5 protein-coding genes are annotated in these 4,159 nt (G+C 66.9%); 4 read left to right on the forward strand and 1 reads right to left on the reverse strand.

Features of this window, described 5'->3' with window-relative positions:
* Nucleotides 1-425: 425 nt before the first annotated feature.
* Nucleotides 426-1,433: a YIP1 family protein gene (locus tag Q0K12_RS12290; protein WP_297263263.1), complete on the reverse strand. Its 1,008-nt coding sequence runs from the start codon at nt 1,431-1,433 to the stop codon at nt 426-428.
* A gap of 168 nt (nt 1,434-1,601) precedes the next feature.
* On the opposite strand from Q0K12_RS12290, the gene Q0K12_RS12295 reads away from it, so the two are divergent.
* From Q0K12_RS12295 to Q0K12_RS12310, 4 genes are read left to right on the forward strand one after another with little or no spacing between them, the layout of a single operon-like run.
* Nucleotides 1,602-2,444 (forward strand): DUF3298 and DUF4163 domain-containing protein, encoded by an 843-nt coding sequence (locus Q0K12_RS12295; protein ID WP_297263264.1) that lies wholly within the window; start codon nt 1,602-1,604, stop codon nt 2,442-2,444.
* 1 nt (nt 2,445) lies between these two features.
* On the forward strand, nt 2,446-2,847 hold the full coding sequence (locus Q0K12_RS12300; RefSeq protein ID WP_297263265.1) for a hypothetical protein: 402 nt from the start codon (nt 2,446-2,448) through the stop codon (nt 2,845-2,847).
* Entirely contained in the window at nt 2,838-3,587 is a 750-nt protein-coding gene (locus Q0K12_RS12305; protein ID WP_297263266.1) for an SDR family oxidoreductase, read from the forward strand. Before Q0K12_RS12300 ends, Q0K12_RS12305 begins: the two co-directional genes overlap by 10 nt.
* Nucleotides 3,578-3,943 (forward strand): acyl carrier protein, encoded by a 366-nt coding sequence (locus Q0K12_RS12310; protein WP_297263267.1) that lies wholly within the window; start codon nt 3,578-3,580, stop codon nt 3,941-3,943. The genes Q0K12_RS12305 and Q0K12_RS12310 overlap by 10 nt, the downstream gene beginning before the upstream one ends.
* Nucleotides 3,944-4,159: the final 216 nt, after the last annotated feature.

Consider the following 4,159-nt stretch of genomic DNA (forward strand, 5'->3'; position numbering starts at 1 on the left):
TGTGCCCATACATTCCTTTCGGCAATCCATATTGCTGCCATTGTCATTTTTTACCTTTAATGAGTCCTGACCCTAGGGCCTGTTAACACTATTCGCTGTCTGTTTGGGGGGAAGGGAAACCCCTCGCTCTGCTGTCGATGCCTGTAAGGCCTTACGGCCTAACAGGCACGGCCCTCCGGGCCGCCCGTTGGATCGCGCTCTGCTGTCGATGTCCGTAAGGCTCCTGCGTCGCCTAACGGGCACGGCCCTCCGGGCCGCCTTTCGGTCGCTCCCTTCCCCCCAGGCCCCCCATCCCTTCCCCAGCGCGCTTTTACCGGGGGAAGAGTCAGGGACACGAGGCAACCCCGCCTCCAAGGCAGGCGGAGCGTGTATGGGATATGTAGATTATCTGTTGAAATTATTTGTAAAATTAGTGTTGACAGGCCCTAAGGAAGAGGCATGCCCAGGGCGAACAGGGCGCACAGCAGGACAAGCGGGGCAAAGCCCAGCAGGGTCCGCGGCCAGTCGAGCTGCAGCGCCACACGGCAGCCGTTGACAAGGCAGGCGATGGCCCAGATGAAGCCCACCTGCGAGCCGATGAGGGGGATGATGCACAGCAGCATGGGGGCGCTGCTGTAGGCGACGACCTGAAAGATGATGTAAAAGGACGCCTGCCTGGCTCCGGAAAGCCGGAAGCCCAGAAAGAGCAGGGCGGCGGCGAAGTAGATTTGAAAGACCATGCTGGCCAGCGAGATGAGGGCATAGAGCAGCGGGTGATCCAGCGCAAGGCGGATGACCTGCATGAACGGCGTGTTGGTGGCCGCGGCCTGCTCCAGCACTTCCCGGCTCATGTTCAGCCAGAAGAACATGCTGCCCAGCACGACCAGCGAGATGAGGAGCGCGTACGCCAGCGCCCGGAGCTGCGGCGCTTCGGGGTTGAGGTGCGCGAAAAAGCGCCCGGCCCCGAACATGACGCGCAACGAGGTCTGGTAGAAGGCGGAAAGATAGCCCGCCGGATGGGGGGCCATGTCCCAGGGGTTGATCTCCTCGTCCGGCGCGGGACGCGAGCGGCGCTTGCGGTTGGCCGGGCGCGGCTCGTCCTCGCCGGGGGTGGCGGTCTCCTGCCGGGCGTCCGGGGCGGCCTCCGTCCTTTCCCGTTCCGGCGCGGCGGCCCGGGGGCTGTCCGGCTTCGTCAGCTGAGAGGACTGCCAGCCGCTGTCCGTCCTGCCGGGGACGATGGCCCCGGGCGGCAGGGGATCGTCCTCCTGAGCCGGGGCCGGGGCAGGCGCGGCAGGGGGTGTCTGGCCGTGTTCGAGGAACAGGCAGGCGCCGTCCTCCGGCTGGAAGCGGAAGCGGCAGCCGCATTTGGGGCAGGTGGCGATGACAGGGCGCACAGGGGCGCGATCCGCAACGAGTTCGCGGAAAAATCCGCAGTCAGGGCAGGTAATCTTCATTATGTCAGCATAGCAAAGAGAAGGTGTCGCCGCAACCGTTCCCGGCCCGCCCGCCGCGCCGCCCCGCCTCATCTTGACGAATCCGGGCACAGGTCCTACAAACGGGTAACGGCTCCGTTCCCTGCTTTCGGGAACGGGGCCGAATCTTGCCTGTGGGGTCCTTCGTCCATGCCTGCCAGTGTTGCCGTGTTGCCGTCGGCCGCGCGCCGTCTCTTCCTTCTTGCCGCCTGCTGCCTGTTGCTGCTAGGGAGCGCGTCCGGCGTTCGGGCCGTGGACGACCTCTCCCCGGAAAAAAGTCCGCTCTATCATGGCGGATTCCTGCGCCGTGTCAGCATCACGCCGGAAAAAAAGGACCTCCAGCCGGGGCGGGAAGTCAAGGATGAAGCTCTGTTGCAGCGGCACGGACGGCAGAACGTGCCGGACATCACCATTTCTTACCCGGTCCTCGGCCACTCCGCCGTGGATGAGGACGTGCGCCGCTGGGTCAACAGCATCGCCGACACCTTCGAGGAAGAAATGAGTACCCTGTTCCAGCCTTCCGAGGCGCTGGGCGAAACGCTGGACATGAGTCGGTATGCCCTGCACGGCTCGTATACGGTGCTGCGCCCCTCGCGTGAGGCCGTCAGCCTGGTCTTCGAGATCTGGACGTACACGGGTGGGGCGCACGGCAATCTGGACATCATCACCCTCAATTACAGCCTCATCACCGGCCAGCGCCTCAACTTCGTGGACATCTTCGAGGATGTGGACAAGGCCCTTTCCCTGCTGTCCGACCATTCGCGGGAAGTGCTCGCGCGGCGGCTGGCCGGAGGGCGCAAGGATCAGTGGATACTGGACGGCACCACGCGGGAGGTGGACAACTTCTCCAGCATCGGCCTGACCCGGCAGGGCGTGCGCGTCTACTTCCAGCCGTATCAGGTGGCGTCCTGGGCTGCCGGGGCGCAGGAGGTGGACATCCCTCTGGACGACCTGCTGCCTGCCAAGCCCTTTCTGAAGCTCTGGGACAAGTGACATGCTGCCGCCGCCGGTGGAGCTCCGGGTTCCCGACGCCGCCTTTCTGCATGAAGAGCATTTCCCCGGCGCGCCCTGCGTGCCCGGTTCCTGCCTGCTGGAGGCCGTGCGCCGGGCGGCGGTCGAGGCTTTCGGCTGTCCTGTGTCCCATATGGCGCAGGCGCGTTTCCGGCATTTCGTGCCGCCCGCGAGCCTGTGCCGTCTGATCTGGAAGCAGCCGCCGCCCCTGGCCGGTCATGCGGCCGGCACGGACGACAGGCCCGCTGCCCGGCCCGCGGTACGGCGCGTGGGCTGGCAGCTTGTGGGTCTCGCGCCGGAGGCGGAGGGCGGCGCGGCAGGCAGGCGGCTGGCCGAAGGGGAAGTGTGGCTGGCGTCCGCCGGTGGGGAGACGATATGCGACTGAGTTTTGACGGCCCGGTGCTGCTGCTGGGCGGCGGCTGCACGCTGGGGCGTGCCGTGGCCGCCACCCTGCGGGAAGAGGGGGCCGAGGTGCTGGCCGTCTGCGGCGGCGAGGCCGGGCAACGGGCCTGCGCCGGGGCGGACATCCCCGTGGAGCCGCTGGGCGAGGCCGAGAGCCTGCCCCGGCGCTGTGCGGAACGGCTGGGGGGCCGCCTGCCGGGCCATATGCTGGATCTGCGGCACTCGCGACGGGAAAGCCTGCTGGCGGGCATGCCGCCCGAGGATATCGACGCCTGGGCGGCGGAGGACATCGCCCTGCGTGCCCGCATCCTGCGGGCGGTGACGCGGGCCATGCTGTCCCGGCGTTCCGGGCGCTGTGTTTTCGTCTCCTCTTCGGCGGCCCTGCGGTCTTCGCCCGGGCAGGGCTGGTATGCGGCCGCCAAGCTGGCGGGCGAGGCCCTGTACCGCAGCGCGGGGGCGGAGCTGGCCGGGCGCGGCGTGACCGCCTGTTCGGCGCGCCTGAGCTGGCTGGATGCCGGACGCGGACGGGATTTTCTGGCGGATGAGGAGGTCGCGCGCCGGGCGGCTTGCGCCATGCCGTCCGGACGGCTCCTGCGCCTGGAGGAAGCGGTGAGGCCGCTGGTCTTCCTGCTCTCGCGCGAGGCGTCCGGCATCAATGCCTGTACGGTGGATATCGACGGCGGCCTCGGGGCCGTCAAACAGATGGAGGGCACATGTCCCTGACCCGTGAGGAGGCCCTGCAAGGGGTCATCGCCTTGGTGGCGGATATCTTTGAACGTGATGCGGCGGAGCTGCACGAGCGGACGCGTCTCATGGCGGACCTGCCGTGCGAATCCATCGACCTGCTGGAGATCAGCATCCGGCTCGGGGCCGCATTCGGCATCAGCGTGGATGACGAAATGGCCTTCCTGCGGTCGCTGCGGCTGCTGGAGGGCGGAGAAGCCTTGGCGAGCGCCTATCCGCACCTGAGCGGGCCGAGGCGGGAAGAACTCCTGCGCCAGCGGGAAGAGGCGGGCGGCGTCTCGCCGCTGACGCTGGGCGATCTGGCCGACTACGCCGTCTGGAAGGTCCGGGGCTAGAGCGTTTTAGCTTTGAAAAAGGTAAAACGCGAGGCGGCGGGACAGCGCCGCCCGGCCCAAAGCAAGCGGAATGACCGCGTTTTTTCCGCAAAACGACAGACCGTATGGTTTGAAACGCAAGGCGTTGCAACCGGAAGATGCCCTAGGTGTAGAGTGTCAACACGTTGTTCACCCTCCGTTCAGACATGAAGCTGGAGGTTTTCTGCCAAGAGCCGA

Source organism: uncultured Desulfovibrio sp., from assembly GCF_944324525.1.
In the GTDB taxonomy this organism is placed as follows: Bacteria; Desulfobacterota; Desulfovibrionia; order Desulfovibrionales; family Desulfovibrionaceae; genus Desulfovibrio.

What these genes read in the sequence shown, in the direction of transcription:
- Q0K12_RS12290 (WP_297263263.1), bottom strand. Translation starts at nt 1,433, where the DNA reads ATGAAGATTACCTGCCCTGACTGCGGATTTTTCCGCGAACTCGTTGCG.
- Q0K12_RS12295 (WP_297263264.1), top strand. Translation starts at nt 1,602, where the DNA reads ATGCCTGCCAGTGTTGCCGTGTTGCCGTCGGCCGCGCGCCGTCTCTTC.
- Q0K12_RS12300 (WP_297263265.1), top strand. Translation starts at nt 2,446, where the DNA reads ATGCTGCCGCCGCCGGTGGAGCTCCGGGTTCCCGACGCCGCCTTTCTG.
- Q0K12_RS12305 (WP_297263266.1), top strand. Translation starts at nt 2,838, where the DNA reads ATGCGACTGAGTTTTGACGGCCCGGTGCTGCTGCTGGGCGGCGGCTGC.
- Q0K12_RS12310 (WP_297263267.1), top strand. Translation starts at nt 3,578, where the DNA reads ATGTCCCTGACCCGTGAGGAGGCCCTGCAAGGGGTCATCGCCTTGGTG.